The organism is Acinetobacter sp. SwsAc6, from assembly GCF_013391565.1.
GTDB lineage: Bacteria > Pseudomonadota > Gammaproteobacteria > Pseudomonadales > Moraxellaceae > Acinetobacter > Acinetobacter cumulans.
This window is the reverse complement of record NZ_JACAXE010000049.1, coordinates 1-14,897: the sequence shown is the minus strand read 5'-3', so window position 1 is coordinate 14,897 and position 14,897 is coordinate 1. Positions and strand designations below refer to the sequence as shown.

The following is a 14,897-nucleotide window of genomic DNA, read 5'->3' as shown; positions in this document are numbered from 1 at the left end:
AAGTTGTTCTTCATAATCTCTTAATGATCTTCTTGCTGGTTCGTCACCAGCAAGCTAGGTCGGCTATATTACACTAAATTTATTTAGTGTCAACAAGTAATTCAAATTATTTTAAACTTATCAAATAAAACCAAACTTAATCAATTTAACCAAGTCTTTGTTTTATCAGAAGTTTTAATCTTCATCACCGCCGATGGATGTGCATTCTACAGCATTTCACATACGTTGCAAGCATGTTTTTAAAATTATTTATTTGAGTGATTAGTATTTAAACTTGTAAATACATAAGCAATTGATATGTATGGTTTATTTATTTTAAATTATTTTGCATTACTACTTTCTACGTCTAAGTATGCCAGTATCATTAGGGTTAATTCCTTCTTAAGCTGTTGTTCTGTAATAAGAAAATTATTATTACTCACATAGCGCATAATAGTAAAAAGCGTACTATTAATAATCACAAAGGATTTATTTTTTAAAATTTCAAAATTCCAATGTGAATAATAGCGATTAAACAGGTACATCCCCACTTCAAAGAAATGCTTTTCCAGCACAGCTGAAGCCTCGGATTGACTGTAGTGATGCCACTGTTTAAGGACTTCAATTAAAAAGCCTTGATCGGCTTTTAACGTGTCAAAACCAAATTGAATACAAATTGGGATGATTTCATAAATACTTTGTGCTTCTGTTTCAACCACCAGTTGTTTGAAGGCTAAACCTAGATTTTCTGACTTTTGTAAAAGTAGGGCTTCTACAATTTGCTCTTTATTTTCGAAATACTGATAGATCGATCCAACTGCCACCCCTGAGCGTTCTGCAATTTTAGGTGTTGTCAGCTGCAGTATTCCGTGTGTTGCAATACATTGCTGCGCAGCAAGTAAAATGTGATCGACGATGATTTTGGCACGTTGTTGTTGTGGTTTTTTTCTCATTATTTCACCCATGATACGCAAAATTAAAATGCGAATTGAATGCGAATAAATATTCATATTAGAGTTTGATTAAACAACAACACAGGTCAATAAACAATGACCAGATCAAATCCCAAACGCCTGCATTCCTTCCAACACATGCAACAAAGCAATCTTTTGAGTATGGTGCTTAGTCATTTTTCCACAAAGCCACTTGCACCATCTTATGCCGAATATCTCATGCTCAATAAAGCATTAGTTTCTGGCGATACACAAATGGATGCTGTCGTGGCTTGGGTCATGCAAAACCCAAAACATAACCGCAAGCGCTTTGAGCAAGCGTTATATCAAGGGCTAAGCGCATTAAGCTCTCCTGAACCTGAACTGGTCTGTTTTTTTGAATATATTGAAAATAGGCCACTTTGGGTGGATGAGCAACGCTTAAACCACGCTGTGGAATTTACCCATCGTCTTGGGATTAATAACGGCTTTGTATTACGTGATTTATCCCTCATGGCGGGCTATTTATATCCTGGCTTTAACCAACCGCTCATGTTCACTGGCACTTTAAATAAACAAGCAGGCACACGTTTGGCTGAAACCACTAAATGGTGGATGGACATTACAGAAGCCACAGGCTTAATGCGCTTTCATGCTGGCTTTACTTCAACCCTTTACGTGCGCTTTATTCATAGCCTTGTACGCTTTCATTTAAAACAGAAAAAGGAATGGGATAGTGAAACCTGGGGATTGCCGATTAATCAATTTGATTTGGCCATGACCAATTTGGCTTTTAGCAGTGTAGTTTTAATTGGTATTCGCGCTTTAGGAATTTTCCCAAGCCAGCAAGAGATTGAAAATTTCCTACACTTTTGGCGTTATATCGGCTGGTTAATGGGCGTTGAAGAACAGTGGCTGGTGGAGAGTGAGCCTGAGGGATGGCGGTTTTTATATTGGATGCAATTTGCACATCCAAAATCAGATCAAAGTAGCCATGCCCTCGGCTCAAGTCTATCCAACGAGCCTTTTGAACGTCAGTACCGTTATTTACGGCCTTTTCAGCAAAAGTTAGCATATAGACAGCACCTTGAGCTGACTCAATATTTTATTGGTAAAAAACGCATGCAGCGCTTGGGATTAAAACCGCAATCCGCATCATGGTTTGCTTATTATTTAATTGCGCGCAATCTGACACTTTATAGTGGCGCGCGTTATATTCCTGCATTGGAGCATTTTTTACAGCGCAAAGGCCGGAATATACAAAAACTAGGTTTGGCTTTATATCAAAGCAAAGCCAAACAATTGGCCAGCATGCACACTTAAAAGACATCGATCTGTGAGGCCGACCGCCTCACCTTTTATTCCAAATTATTCCAAACGGTTTTTATGAATGTTCATAACCACATCACTGAATTCACCCAAAACATAATTGACCCACAATTTGCTGTACCAGTTAAATTCCGTAGATACGCGATAATCGATGGTCAGCACCAGTTTAGTGGTTTGCGCATCAATTTTTTCTAACTGATAGTCTGTTTTAAGCAAATCAAAATATTGACCGCCCACTTCTACATGATCATCCATAGAGCCTTTGGGAAATGAGTGCGGTGTGAAGTGATAATCCCAGCTCAGCAGATACGGCGCATGCATCGCTTGTACGCGCTCCTCAAACTTCACCCCGCGCTCCCATTGAATGGTTCGAACCATACCTTCTGCACGCTGTTCAGTCATGCCAAAGATTGGTTTTGGAAAACCCATTTTGAAAATGAAACTGTTGGGCACTTCATTGGCCTGAATGGGCCCGATCTGATTAATGGCTTTAAATACTTGCTCTTGCGGTGCATGAATAATCATTTCACGCTGGGTTTGCCCATAATAATCTTTAGAAAAATCTGGCAAAAACAAACACAGTAATAAGGGCAAGATAGACAATGAATAGATTTTATTTGTCGGCTGCCAAAAATAAACACAGATCAGCTGCATGACCCCGCTGCCTGCAAAAAGCGCAGCAAAAGCCAATGGCCCCAGCATCACCAAACAAATTACGCCTTCACGCAAGACTAAAATACTGACCACCAAAATAAGCAAACAACCAACTACAGCCTCCTTACTGGCACGCCAAAAAGACAAATTAGGCTCACCCACTGAAGCCAAATACTCAAAAAGCATACCGATAAAAAATGGAATCAAAATGACCACCGAGGCATTCATTAAGCTTCGAATTACACCCCGTTCTGGCAGACTGCTAAAGCCGTACTGCATAAAGACAACCGTCAATAGCAGAATCATCAGAGCACAGGCAAATGGTAAAAATTTCCCGACAAAATTTTGATTTTCGCTATAAATACGGAATCTTTTTTCAGCAATTTCAGCTTCTTGAAACGCGATAAAATAGCGGGTTGTATTACGGCGATGACGGTAAAAATCAAAATGATAAATTCCTTCGGTCTTTAACCATGCCCTGACTTCTGCTTTAAATGTCTCATCCAACTCTTCAGCTTCAAATGCGCTGTATTTCTGTTTTTCTAAATCTTCGAGTGTTTTTTGTTTAAATTCTTCTGTCAGCATGCATTGATCCAATAATATGAGTGATCTATCTGTATTTATTTAGTTTTCAGCCTCAGCATATTGTATTAAAAACGTGCAACATAAAAAAAGCCACTGTTCGAAAACAATGGCTTTTTTTGAAAGAATTAAAGCTTAAAATTTCATGCTAACACGCGCCCAATAATTCCGGCCTGTATTGTTAAACTGTTCTTCTTCAGCAAAACCAAAGCCTGCACTGCCCGATTTATTCAAGTGCTCTTTATAGGTTTTATCCAACACGTTATCGACACCCAAAGACAAATCGACACCCTCTTTCACATGGTAGGTGCCATTTAAAGCCAATGTGCCAAAGCCTGCACTTTGATGCATGTCGTAGCCCACAATATTACCTTGATCTTGGCTAATACGGTTCTGACTATTCACTACACGCCATAATGCACCAAGAGTATATTTTTCTTGTACATAACGTAGATTCACGCGTGCTTCCAATGGTGCAATCTGTGGCAATGGTTTTCCATCCGTGGTGTTTTTACCCCATGCATACATCGCGCTGATATCTGCCTGAATCGCATCGGTAAATTGGTAGCCAATCCCTGCTTCTGCGCCTGCAATGGTTGCATCGACATTTTTAGCACCCGCAGTTTTACTTGCTGTACCGTGATTCATGCCTGGCATTGAAGATGAATGATCATGATAGCTCATTAAAATATAATCATTAATCAGGCCTGCATAAGCAGAAACCCAAGAACTGAATGCACCATGCGCATGCTGATAGCCCGCATCCAATTGCAAAGTCTTTTCAGTCTTCACGCCATTAAAGGTATTTGCTGTACCTGCATTGCCATGTTTCGGGCTAAAAAGCTCCCAATAATCAGGCATACGTTCAACATAGCCTAAACCAATATAGGTTTTACCATCATCATGATCTGGGTGTTTGTTTTCAAAACGGATAAATGCGCTTGGCAAGGTGTCAGAGAGTTCTGTATTCAGTCCAGCGTTGGCAGAAGCTGCACGCTCGTCTGTGACTTTTACCTGATCTAAACGTAGTCCTGATACCAGTTTATTGTTTTCACTCAGTGGATAACTGATCTCACCAAATCCACCATAAGACTGAAATTTCATATCTTCAGTTACTGGCATATTCATGCTGTTAGAGACCATACCGCCTGCATGTTTATTTTGCTGCATATCAAAACCAGAAATGAACTGCAACTTATCCCATTCATGCGTAACAGCCATACGTGCATTTAAAGTACGGCGTGTCACTTGCATTGAAGATGGATTCGGCACCATGACATGGGTCGTCATATCATGTTCCATAGGCGGTGTACGTAAACTAAAGTTGTCCATGATGTGGTCATTAAAACTATAGTTCACTTGTGCTTCAATTTTTTTGATCACATCTGTGACATTTTTCTTTTCTACACGTAAGCCTAGACTTTCGCGGGCAAACTGAGATCCATCCATTGAGCGACCTGCATAGACCGCTTCACCGTCAGCCTTACCTCCAGTCAATTCCACCCAAGTATTCTCATCAGGCGTCCAGCCCAACGCCAAATCAGCATTCCAACGCTCCCAATCTGAAGGGACTTTCGCACCATTGCCATCTTTATAGCTATCAGACACGGAACGATTGGCATTTAAGCGCACATATTTTTTTTCGTCCCCAATTGCTGCTTCAACATTATGATCTAAGCGCCCAAAAGACCCCATCAGCACACTGGCTTGACCGCGGTAATTTTTTTCAGCATCAAGCTGCTCTGGGCGACGCTCGAAAATAACCGTAGCAGCTGAACCTGTATTGGCATACTGCACAGTTTGCGGGCCTTTAATCACTGAAATACGATCATAACTTTCTGGTGAAATATAAGACGTCGGCGCATCCATTCGATATGGGCACGCGCCTAAGTTTTCCGTGCCATCAGTTAAAATTTTAATCCGTGAACCAAACATGCCACGGAACGTGACATCACTATTGGTACCGCCATTTTTAACTGCGCTAAATCCAACAATACTCTGTAAATAGTCTGCACCATCTGAAGCTGGAATTGGTTGAATCGGCTGTTTAGGATCTGCACGGACGATCAAACCATTGGCATCATTACCACCAGCAGCAGTCACTACAATAGGCGCTAAACTTTGCACTGCCGTTTGTGGTGGCATCGCATCTTCGGTCACATTTGCCCAAGTCATAGTTGAACATGCAACAGCAATCGCAGCGGCTAAAGGCTGTAAATAAAATTGAGGCTGAGCCATTTTAAAATCTCACTTAAAACATAAATACAACAGGTCTGGAGCCAGTCAAGACCCTTAAATTTCAAAACGTTGATTTATGCAAAAAGTGGCGGGGCTCGCCCCTGAGGGAGTAAAAATAGGCGCTGTAGCGCAAACCAGACATGACTAAAACTGCGCACAAAGGCAACTAAACGTACCTGAACACGATCTAAGACTTCTTGAATGTCTAGATCAGGCGGTAACACCAAGTTGCCATAGACCGTGCAGTACTGACACTGATGGCCAGCATCATGATCATGTGCATGGCTCATTGCATTTTGCACAGACTGCTCATGCATTGCATGATGTGCACCATGTGCTAAATGAGATGATTCAGGAGTGGAATGAGACAAAAGTGCACGCGTGATGGTTTCACAGACCGGCGCAATTTGATATTGCTGCGGAAGCAAAGGCTGTAAGAATACAGCAATCTGTAAAAAAACGGCTACAAAGGAAAGTAGCAACCCACTACGCAAAAACAATGGCAAACCCTAAAATTTGTCGTTGCTGAGTATAACAAAACCCAATCGAAATTGGGCTATGTTCATCACGCTTAAACCGCAAAAGCCAATTAGCGCTTTACGGGCTGTTTTTCGCGATTGCGTTGGCGTATTAACTTTTCCACTTTTTCACGTGCCCGTTGACGCTTTAATGGCGACAAATGGTCGACAAATAGCTTGCCATTTAAGTGATCCATTTCATGCTGAATACAAACAGCGAGAAGTCCATCAGCTTCTATTTCAAATGCTTGACCTTCAAGGTTAATTGCATCAATTTTTACACGTGACGGACGCTCAACTTTATCGTATATTTGAGGCACTGACAGACAGCCTTCTTCATAAGGCTGCGTTTCTTCAGTTAATGGTGTGATTTTGGGGTTAATGAACACCATAGGTTGATCTTTATGTTCAGATAGATCCATGACGATCAATTGAATATGCTGATCGACTTGTGTCGCAGCTAAACCGATGCCTGGCGCTTCATACATGGTTTCAAACATATCTGCAGCGAGCTGACGAATAGTATCAGTCACCTCTTCTACAGGTTTTGCAATGGTACGAAGACGGGGATCCGGGAAACTTAAAATAGGTAATAAGGCCATACTGCGTCCTCAATTATGCCACTGATCAAAAAACCAAATGAAGGAATGCTTCATCAAAAAAATGTGTGTAAGATCGTTATTATAACGCAACTACATACATAATTTTAGGAATTATGATAATGAAAAAGGTTTTGAAAGGCATGCCACTTTTTAGTGCCTTGGGGTTTAAAAAACAAATGCTTGCTCTCGCAATCTGCGCGGGTGTAGGTTTAGGTGCAATCAGTACTGTTGAGGCTGCACCTGCTCGCAATGTCAATCCACCCTCTCTTAAAGCCAGCGCTCCACATGTTTATGTGGTGAAAAAAGGCGATACGCTATGGGATATTTCAAAAAAATTCTTAAAAAACCCAGTACGTTGGCCTGAAATCTGGGCAAGCAACAAGCATGTTAAAAATCCACACTGGATTTTCCCAGGCGACCGCCTACTGATGTGTACCTATAATGGTAAACCGATTATTGGTAAAGATGAAGGTGATGGCTGTGAAGGCATTATTCGTCGTTATACTGGTGGTACAAAACTACAGCCTCAGGTTCGGGTTGAATCTTTAAGTAATGCTATTCCTGTCATTCCATTGGAACATATTAAGCAATGGTTAGAACGCAGTAGCATCATTAACCCTGAATCACTTGAACAAACTCCATATATTGTCGGTGCTGCCGATCACCGTGTGCTTGCAGCTGCTGGTCAAACGGTTTATGCCCGAGGGCATGGCTTAGAAGTAGGTCAACGCTATGCGATATACCGTGAAGGTCAACCATACGTCTTAACCGACAACCAAGGTAAAAAATACACAGCTGGCCTAGAAATCAACCAAGTTGCTTCAGGTATTGCTGTTCGTGGTGAAAATGACATTACCACACTAGAACTGACCGATACCTATACAGGAGAAGTTCGACGTGGCGACCGTGTATTGCCAGAATATGACCCAATGCTTCCAACTGTTTTCTATCCAACACATGCAAATAATGTAACCTCAGGTGGTTCAATTGTTCGTGTGCTCGGTTCAATTGGTACTGCGGCGATTCATAGTGTTGTAACTATCGATCGTGGTTCTTCACAAGGGGTACAAGCTGGCTATGTATTCAGTGTAGAAGACAAAGGCGATATCGTAAATGATCCGAAAACACGTGAACGCATTCAACTGCCAGATCAACGTGTCGGACAAATCATGGTGTTCAAAACTTTTGACAACCTCAGCTATGCTTATGTATTAGAAAGCGAACTGCCAATTAAAGTGGGTGCAAGCATCCAACCACCTTTAATGGATGATTAATTCACACTAGGACACCGTATGCTGAATCCGCTATCACAAGCGCAGATTGACATTATTACCTTGTGGTATTTAGTTCAGCATTCATTGTCCAGTTTCTATAAAATTCACGAGAACTATCCCACACTCAAACACGCCTTCCAAGCTTCAGAAGTAACAGAGTGGCAACGCCTAGGCCTACATAAAAATCATATCCAACGGCTCAAAGAATTTCAGCTCACAGAAGGCCAGCAAAAGTTTCAACACTGCCTCACCCAAATTCAACAACATAGCGATTTTGTCGTTTGCATAGACGACCTGCATTATCCACAACAACTTTTACCTTATACCGATAAACCGCCAGTTCTTTTTGGTCAGGGTAATCCACAAGCCCTCCTACAACCCCAAGTTGCCATTGTCGGCAGCCGTAAACCCAGCCCGCATGGTCGACAAGTTGCCTATGATTTTGCCTTTTATTTAAGTGAACAAGGCTTCTTTATTAATAGTGGTTTAGCGCAAGGCATTGATGAAGCAGCACACCGCGGTGGATTACAACATCAACGTACTATCGCTGTGATGGGCACAGGCCTAGATCAAACCTACCCAACTTCACACCAAAGCCTAAAACAAGACATTATTCAGCACGGTGGTGCGGTGATTACAGAGTTCTTACCCCAAACACCTCCACTACAGCATCATTTTCCACGGCGAAACCGTATTGTCAGTGCACTCAGTTTAGGCGTAATTGTGGCAGAAGCTGCCCAACAAAGTGGGTCATTAATTACGGCAAAATTAGCTGCGGAGCAAGGCAAGTTGGTTTTTGCTATTCCAGGCCATATTTATAGTGAATTCCACCAAGGTTGCCATCAACTGATTCGGGAAGGTGCAATTTTAGTAGACCATCCACAGCAAGTGATTGAAGATTTAGCCCTTCCTACGCAGTGGCAACATCATCAATTGGTCGCACAACAACAGTCTCAAGCTCCGTCTATTCCTGAGCATTTACTCCCAATTTACAATCAACTAGATTGGGTCGGTCAAGACCTTGACCAACTAGCAATCATACTCAAACAAGATACCGCACAGCTCACAGCACAACTGATGGAACTCGAACTGCAAGGCTTCGCTTTACAGCAAGCGGGACGCTATCTACGTTGTCGTTCTGGCAAATAAGGTTCACAATAGCCTTTTGCATGTTAAAAAGGTGTTTATCAGATGATTACTACCTCTGTTGCCGAAGCAGCGTCATGTCTTAAACAAGGACTCGTTCTGGCATATCCTACAGAGGCTGTGTGGGGCCTAGGTTGCGACCCCTTTAATGAAGCAGCATTTCATGAAATTTTACGTTTAAAACAACGTCCAATTGAAAAAGGTGTCATTTTACTGGCATCAAATGTCAATCAAGTTGCGCATTTATTAGAGGCTCTCTCTCCTGAAATGCGCACACAAGTAATTGATTCATGGAGTAATCGCGCACCTACTGAGCGTGCTACCACGTGGTTACTCCCTGCGGGTGAACACATTCCACACTGGATTAAAGGCGACCATCCAAAGGTAGCAGTCCGTGTGACGACCCATCCACTGTGTGTTGCCCTTTGCAATGCATTTAATGGTTTTATTGTTTCAACCAGTGCTAACCCTGCGGGTTTAAGCCCTGCTCGTTCATTACAAGAAGCTACAGCATATTTCCAGCAATCACCCAATTATTTAAATGGTGATTTAGGCTTAAGTCGTGAACCAAGTAAAATTATTGATGCGCAAACAGGTGAAATCATCCGCGCATAATATTGAGTTCTCTTGTAAGGACTCAGTAAATTTCAGATAAAAAAAGCTCAGTCATATAGGGATGACTGAGCATAAAAAAGGATGTGTAAACCACATCCAGAGGGTTCGTAAATCTCTGGGAAAACCAATCAATTCAATGCTTGATGACTTTCTATGCAGGCATTATGTCGCAAACACACCAGCCAAACAAATAGGTTTTTTCTATTACAAAAAATATAAAAAGTATCATTAGTTAATAAAAAACATACCATTAGTAAAACTATCTCACTATTTTTGATTGTGTTTTAATTGAAATAATCATCAATTTAATCATTTTTTACACTTAATTTTACACATATAAGTGCATTATCCAATCAAAAAAAAGTCAGTTTATTTGTTCTTTTTTTAACCAACTAGTTCATTTGAGCAAACATAAAAATCCACTTAACTACGCCACAGCCGACTATTTTGCGCCAGTAATACCCCCAAAATGGTCAGAGCAGTACCGACTGTATGATATATCCCCCATTGCTCCCCCAACCAAAAATACGCAATCAACGCAGTAAAGACAGGCATGAAGTTCATAAAAATACTGGTGCTGTTTGGCCCTAAACGTTGTACCGCCATCATCCAAAGTAAGGTGGCAAAAATAGAAGGAAAAATACCTGCGTATAAAACTGAAGCAGTATTGTTTGCATTTAGCGCATCTAAGCCTTGCCAATACACAAAGGGCAGATGATAAATCAATGCAAAAAGAATTTGGATGTATAAACTCACCATTACTGGAAGTGAAATATGCCACTTTTTAAGAAATACCCCATAAAAAGCATATAAAAAGACAGCCAACACCATTAATAAATCACCAAAATATTGGCCAAAATCAATGAGGCGCGCAAACTCTCCCTGAGTGATCACCAACACCAACCCCATGAAGGAAATTCCACAGCCCAATACAGTTAAAGGGCTCGGATATTCTTTTAAAATAAAAATGGCAATCACAATGGTAAAAACAGGTGTAAATGCATTAATTAAGCCCATATTGGTGGCCGTTGTATAGTGCGCAGCGCTATACGCCAAGCCCTGATACAACACCATGCCAAATGCAGACAATAAAGCCAGCTTTGGCCAAAGTTGCAAAAGCTGTATGCGATGGCGCCAAACAGGCAAAATCATAAAGGGTGTTAACACAATAAACGCCAACAACCAACGATAAAAACTAATACTTAAGGGAGAAATAAAATCAACCACATAGCGAGTAACAACAATGTTGAGCGACCAAATCAACACTGCGATCAAAGGCAAAATAAATGCAAACCTTGGATTGCCTATTCGCATGATGCTATCTCTATTTTAATAAAGTCTATATTCTGTACGCTGTCTGTTTTAATTTAAATATCTTATTTCAGACATTGATATTGGTCTCCCGACATCGATTGAAGCCAGACATGCCAAATTTAGTAGATCCCCCCCAATGTATTGAACAAGCCATTGAAATTTTTACGGCTTGCTACAGCCCTAACGATCAGGTCTATTCGCATAGCTGTTTATGGGGAGATTTTAATTTTTGCTTAAATGGACTATTTGAATATGAAGTCGAAGGTCAACTCCATCTTGCACCACCGAGCTATGGTTTATGGATTCCCCCGTATACAGAACACAATTCACATGCGATAGATGAACAACCCATTCATTATGTTGCTATTCGACTGGCACCCGAACTCGGTCGCAATATTTCAGCCCATACTGAAATCTTAAGTGTAAGCCCGTTTTTTAGGGCCTTAGTGGAAGAAACTTTAAAGGCAAAAGATCATGCCAGCTTAAAGGTATATCGCCATTTGCTTTGGGTAATCTACGATCAACTCCAAATAGCACCCAAACATCAGCACTATTTACCACAAAGCCATCACCCTATTTTGCAACCGCTCTTACAACACCTGAGTGCACCTGAATATTTTCCACTGAGCTTACAACAATGCCTAACCACCACGCAGCTGAGTGAACGGCAATTACTGCGCCTCAGTCAAAATGAATTACACATGGGGCTAAGTGAATGGCGAAATCGTGCAAAACTGTTATATGCCATTCAGCAGCTTAAACATGGCGTATCCATTAAAGCTCTGAGTTTTGCTCTCGGTTATCAACATAGTTCCAGTTTTATCGAATTTTTTAAACGCTATACAGGTAAAACCCCAACACAATTAAGAGATTAAAAGGAAGTCGCAAGCTCATAGTTTGCTCTCTTAATAGGTCTTTTAAATTGAATCGTCTCATCTACTGCGGAATGCTGAGCTTATGCTTGATGCAGAAATTCTGAATTACTTATGCTGAATTGATACAAAGAAAACGACAAATACCAGCCAAAGTAAGCAATACAGCGCTTGCCCCGTAAACGTTTTACCGCTAAAACAGTGAAGATACATTTATAAGTAAATAGGAAATTTACATGGCTTCTGTATATGACATTTCAGTCAACCGTATTGATGGACAAGAAACCACATTAAATCAATATGCTGGCAAAGTTTTATTGTTAGTCAACGTCGCTTCAAAATGTGGTTTAACACCACAATATGAAAGCTTAGAAAAACTCTATTCTGCGAAAAAAGCTGAAGGTTTAGAAATTTTAGGCTTCCCTGCAAATAACTTCTTAGCGCAAGAACCGGGTACAGATGAGGAAATTCAGCAGTTCTGCTCACTCAATTATCAAGTAGATTTCCCATTATTTTCTAAAATTTCAGTGGCTGGTGCAGATAAACATCCACTTTACCAAACCCTCACCCAAGCCATTCCAACACGTATTGGTGAAGGGCCTTGGTGGAAAGATCTCGTGGATTATGGCCTTACACCAAATGAGCCACCTGAAGTTCTATGGAACTTTGAAAAATTCCTTGTGAATAAACAAGGTGAAGTTGTGGCGCGCTTTGCACCTGATATTACGGCTGATGACCCACGTATTGTGGATGCCATTAATGCTGAATTGGCAAAATAAGCTTATTGTAGCAACACCATTAACGCCTTATTCGAGTTATCAATTTAAGACTCTAATAAGGCTTTATTAAAAAACATAACCAAATAAATAAAAAATATTATCAAATGAAGATAAAACACATAGTTAATCCATTATTTTAATTGATCTACAACAATACATTCAATTTTTATCTGTTAATCAACTCTATGATGAAGCTATCCACAAATGCTTGTAGCAAATAACAGGTGAAAATATGAATACATTAATGAAAGCAATTGTACTGTCAATTTCAACAGCTTTAGTCGCTGCACCTGCAATGGCTGCACCTCAAAACAATCAGCCTCAAATTGAACATAATCAAAAGGCCCCTGCACAGCATCAAGTGCAAAAAAATAAAATGCCTGCTAAACCTCAAGCGCAGCAGCATAAAAAATCGGTTAAACCAGCTCATGACTGGCGTGCAGGACAAAAAGTACCAAGCCAATACCGTGGCAACAGTTACAAAGTCGATCACAGCAAATACAAAAAATTGAGTAAACCAGGTAAAAATCAACAATGGATTAAAGTAAATGGCGATTATGTGTTAACTAATATCATCAGCCACAGCATTATTAAAATTATTGCTGGCTAATTCATTCTAAGTCATATAAGAGCGCTTCGGCGCTCTTTTTTGTTTTATCTATTTCATTCATTTTTTTGTTATGACTTTGTGTCTCTCTATTTTGTTTACATATTTTGACTGCATATTAGAAATTAAATAAATAGATAGATTTAGCTGTAATGAAAAAGTTTCTACAGGGTGCTGTTCTCCCATTCACTATTTTTGCCACTGGTTTGGTTTTACTGGGCTGTGATCAATCAGGCCGAGATCCTTCCAGCAGTGAAAGTACATCTGAGCTTGCGCATACTGCGGATGAAATACAGCCGATGTCTGAGCAACAAGATGCGACGCGCTCAGATCTAAAGCAAGGCAATTTATTTTATATCATGCGTGATGTCACTGATTTACAGCTCAGCACCAATGACTACACCCAACAATTGCAGCAAACTCAAAGCGAGCTACAAAAAGCAGTAGATCAACAAGATCATGTTCAATTACAACACGCTGCCACACAGCTCCAACAACAATTAAAAGCCTTTGATCTAGCCCTCAATAAAGTCCAGCTCAAGTCACAAGAAATCACTGACATCCGCCAAAATATTTTGGACGCCAATCAACAGGTACTCAATTCACCTTTTCTGAATGGCCAAGTCGATTTAAGCCAAGTCGACTTTAAAAAAATTGAACAACAAATGGGGAATATTCAAGGCGAGATGCTGAAATTAGCCGCTATGCTGATTCAACAACCCAAAGATCAAAACCAAGATTCAGACAGCACCTCTTAATCTATCTAAAATGGCCTGAATTTATACAGTTCCGCTACAGATTTGTGCCACATTCACTCTTACATTAAAGAGATTAGCAATAATAATAGAGAGAATGTAGCCATGTCTGACGCGGTCATTTATGCCCTTAGCCCCATTACTTTTCGTCTAGATTTAAAAGACCCTTTTCTATTTACTGCACACCATATTGATCATTTCCCCAAGGCTAATGCCAACTTAGGCCCAGCTACAGCTGCGCAACATCAAGAATTCAATTATGTAGGCTCTAGACTAGCAGATTTACACTTAATTTTACCTAATGAGGTTCCACAGCTCAGTTGCTAACTCATTAGGTTCCCTCATCCAACGCCATTCAGTTTCTTTAAGATGATAATCAAAGTACTCTTTTGATATGCCGTTAAACTTTGCTAGCCTTCTTTTACAAAAGCTCCAAAATGATTCTATTCCATTTATATGACATTCTCCTCTAGCAAACTCATTTGCTCCGTGATTTACCCTAAAGTGCTTTGAATAACCCACATCAACAAGACCATTATAGCCACGCCATCCATCACTATAAATCACACTCTCAAGTGAAACTTTACCAATGATAACCTCTTGTAAAGTCTTCATTTTACAGTCAGGTACGATTTCAGTATAGACGCGCCCATTACGTTCGAATATTCCAAATACTGGCTGTTTTAGAGTCCCACGACCAC

Annotated in this window: 15 protein-coding genes and 1 pseudogene; 9 read left to right on the top strand and 7 right to left on the bottom strand. The window is 40.5% G+C overall.

From position 1 onward, the window contains the following. Positions 1-320 precede the first annotated feature (320 nt). The gene (locus HYG93_RS18565; protein ID WP_106985340.1) at positions 321-932 is read right to left on the bottom strand and encodes a TetR/AcrR family transcriptional regulator; all 612 of its coding nucleotides are present in this window, start codon (positions 930-932) and stop codon (positions 321-323) included. A gap of 96 nt (positions 933-1,028) precedes the next feature. Here HYG93_RS18565 and HYG93_RS18560 point away from each other — a divergent pair, with 96 nt between their 5' ends. Beyond that, a complete protein-coding gene (locus HYG93_RS18560; RefSeq protein WP_120365043.1) occupies positions 1,029-2,234 on the top strand; it encodes an oxygenase MpaB family protein in 1,206 nt (401 codons plus the stop codon). A 45-nt stretch (positions 2,235-2,279) separates the two neighbouring features. Here HYG93_RS18560 and HYG93_RS18555 read toward each other — a convergent pair whose 3' ends face one another. From HYG93_RS18555 to def, 4 genes are all read right to left on the bottom strand, one after another. After that, positions 2,280-3,479: a hypothetical protein gene (locus HYG93_RS18555; protein WP_120365044.1), complete on the bottom strand. Its 1,200-nt coding sequence runs from the start codon at positions 3,477-3,479 to the stop codon at positions 2,280-2,282. Positions 3,480-3,611: 132 nt separating this feature from the next. Then, entirely contained in the window at positions 3,612-5,714 is a 2,103-nt protein-coding gene (locus HYG93_RS18550; protein ID WP_106985330.1) for a TonB-dependent copper receptor, read from the bottom strand. 74 nt (positions 5,715-5,788) lie between these two features. Next, the gene (locus HYG93_RS18545) at positions 5,789-6,214 is read right to left on the bottom strand and encodes a DUF2946 family protein (RefSeq protein ID WP_106985329.1); all 426 of its coding nucleotides are present in this window, start codon (positions 6,212-6,214) and stop codon (positions 5,789-5,791) included. Between the two features lie 89 nt (positions 6,215-6,303). Next, a complete protein-coding gene (gene def, locus HYG93_RS18540) occupies positions 6,304-6,834 on the bottom strand; it encodes a peptide deformylase (RefSeq protein WP_106985328.1) in 531 nt (176 codons plus the stop codon). Between the two features lie 119 nt (positions 6,835-6,953). Here def and HYG93_RS18535 point away from each other — a divergent pair, with 119 nt between their 5' ends. Genes HYG93_RS18535 through HYG93_RS18525 form a run of 3 tightly spaced genes read left to right on the top strand, consistent with a single transcriptional unit; the run spans position 6,954 to position 9,869 of the window. Further along, entirely contained in the window at positions 6,954-8,108 is a 1,155-nt protein-coding gene (locus tag HYG93_RS18535) for a LysM peptidoglycan-binding domain-containing protein (protein WP_106985327.1), read from the top strand. Between the two features lie 18 nt (positions 8,109-8,126). Then, entirely contained in the window at positions 8,127-9,257 is a 1,131-nt protein-coding gene (gene dprA / locus HYG93_RS18530) for a DNA-processing protein DprA (RefSeq protein ID WP_106985326.1), read from the top strand. A gap of 42 nt (positions 9,258-9,299) precedes the next feature. After that, entirely contained in the window at positions 9,300-9,869 is a 570-nt protein-coding gene (locus HYG93_RS18525; RefSeq protein WP_106985325.1) for an L-threonylcarbamoyladenylate synthase, read from the top strand. A 423-nt stretch (positions 9,870-10,292) separates the two neighbouring features. On the opposite strand, the gene HYG93_RS18520 is transcribed toward HYG93_RS18525, so the two are convergent. Further along, a complete protein-coding gene (locus HYG93_RS18520) occupies positions 10,293-11,183 on the bottom strand; it encodes a DMT family transporter (protein WP_117007822.1) in 891 nt (296 codons plus the stop codon). A 110-nt stretch (positions 11,184-11,293) separates the two neighbouring features. Between HYG93_RS18520 and HYG93_RS18515 the strand changes: the two genes are divergently transcribed. The 5 genes from HYG93_RS18515 (at position 11,294) to HYG93_RS18495 (ending at position 14,523) form a co-directional block, all read left to right on the top strand. Continuing rightward, positions 11,294-12,058: a helix-turn-helix transcriptional regulator gene (locus HYG93_RS18515; RefSeq protein ID WP_106985323.1), complete on the top strand. Its 765-nt coding sequence runs from the start codon at positions 11,294-11,296 to the stop codon at positions 12,056-12,058. Between the two features lie 233 nt (positions 12,059-12,291). Further along, complete coding sequence (locus HYG93_RS18510; RefSeq protein WP_120365045.1) at positions 12,292-12,834, top strand: glutathione peroxidase; 543 nt, start codon at positions 12,292-12,294, stop codon at positions 12,832-12,834. A gap of 232 nt (positions 12,835-13,066) precedes the next feature. Further along, positions 13,067-13,444 (top strand): RcnB family protein, encoded by a 378-nt coding sequence (locus HYG93_RS18505; protein WP_106985321.1) that lies wholly within the window; start codon positions 13,067-13,069, stop codon positions 13,442-13,444. A 149-nt stretch (positions 13,445-13,593) separates the two neighbouring features. Then, the gene (locus HYG93_RS18500) at positions 13,594-14,199 is read left to right on the top strand and encodes a hypothetical protein (RefSeq protein ID WP_117007818.1); all 606 of its coding nucleotides are present in this window, start codon (positions 13,594-13,596) and stop codon (positions 14,197-14,199) included. A gap of 102 nt (positions 14,200-14,301) precedes the next feature. After that, on the top strand, positions 14,302-14,523 hold the full coding sequence (locus tag HYG93_RS18495; protein WP_178962763.1) for a hypothetical protein: 222 nt from the start codon (positions 14,302-14,304) through the stop codon (positions 14,521-14,523). Here the strand turns inward: HYG93_RS18495 and HYG93_RS18490 are convergent. Further along, a pseudogene (locus tag HYG93_RS18490) lies at positions 14,491-14,897 on the bottom strand (IS1595-like element ISAcra1 family transposase); the annotation flags it as partial. The gene HYG93_RS18495 and the pseudogene HYG93_RS18490 sit on opposite strands and share 33 nt — an antisense overlap.

Coding starts and splice junctions, on each gene's coding strand:
- HYG93_RS18500 (WP_117007818.1), top strand. CDS start 13,594: ATGAAAAAGTTTCTACAGGGTGCTGTTCTCCCATTCACTATTTTTGCC.
- HYG93_RS18525 (WP_106985325.1), top strand. CDS start 9,300: ATGATTACTACCTCTGTTGCCGAAGCAGCGTCATGTCTTAAACAAGGA.
- HYG93_RS18535 (WP_106985327.1), top strand. CDS start 6,954: ATGAAAAAGGTTTTGAAAGGCATGCCACTTTTTAGTGCCTTGGGGTTT.
- HYG93_RS18555 (WP_120365044.1), bottom strand. CDS start 3,479: ATGCTGACAGAAGAATTTAAACAAAAAACACTCGAAGATTTAGAAAAA.
- HYG93_RS18520 (WP_117007822.1), bottom strand. CDS start 11,183: ATGCGAATAGGCAATCCAAGGTTTGCATTTATTTTGCCTTTGATCGCA.
- HYG93_RS18515 (WP_106985323.1), top strand. CDS start 11,294: ATGCCAAATTTAGTAGATCCCCCCCAATGTATTGAACAAGCCATTGAA.
- HYG93_RS18560 (WP_120365043.1), top strand. CDS start 1,029: ATGACCAGATCAAATCCCAAACGCCTGCATTCCTTCCAACACATGCAA.
- dprA (WP_106985326.1), top strand. CDS start 8,127: ATGCTGAATCCGCTATCACAAGCGCAGATTGACATTATTACCTTGTGG.
- HYG93_RS18565 (WP_106985340.1), bottom strand. CDS start 932: ATGAGAAAAAAACCACAACAACAACGTGCCAAAATCATCGTCGATCAC.
- HYG93_RS18505 (WP_106985321.1), top strand. CDS start 13,067: ATGAATACATTAATGAAAGCAATTGTACTGTCAATTTCAACAGCTTTA.
- def (WP_106985328.1), bottom strand. CDS start 6,834: ATGGCCTTATTACCTATTTTAAGTTTCCCGGATCCCCGTCTTCGTACC.
- HYG93_RS18495 (WP_178962763.1), top strand. CDS start 14,302: ATGTCTGACGCGGTCATTTATGCCCTTAGCCCCATTACTTTTCGTCTA.
- HYG93_RS18510 (WP_120365045.1), top strand. CDS start 12,292: ATGGCTTCTGTATATGACATTTCAGTCAACCGTATTGATGGACAAGAA.
- HYG93_RS18550 (WP_106985330.1), bottom strand. CDS start 5,714: ATGGCTCAGCCTCAATTTTATTTACAGCCTTTAGCCGCTGCGATTGCT.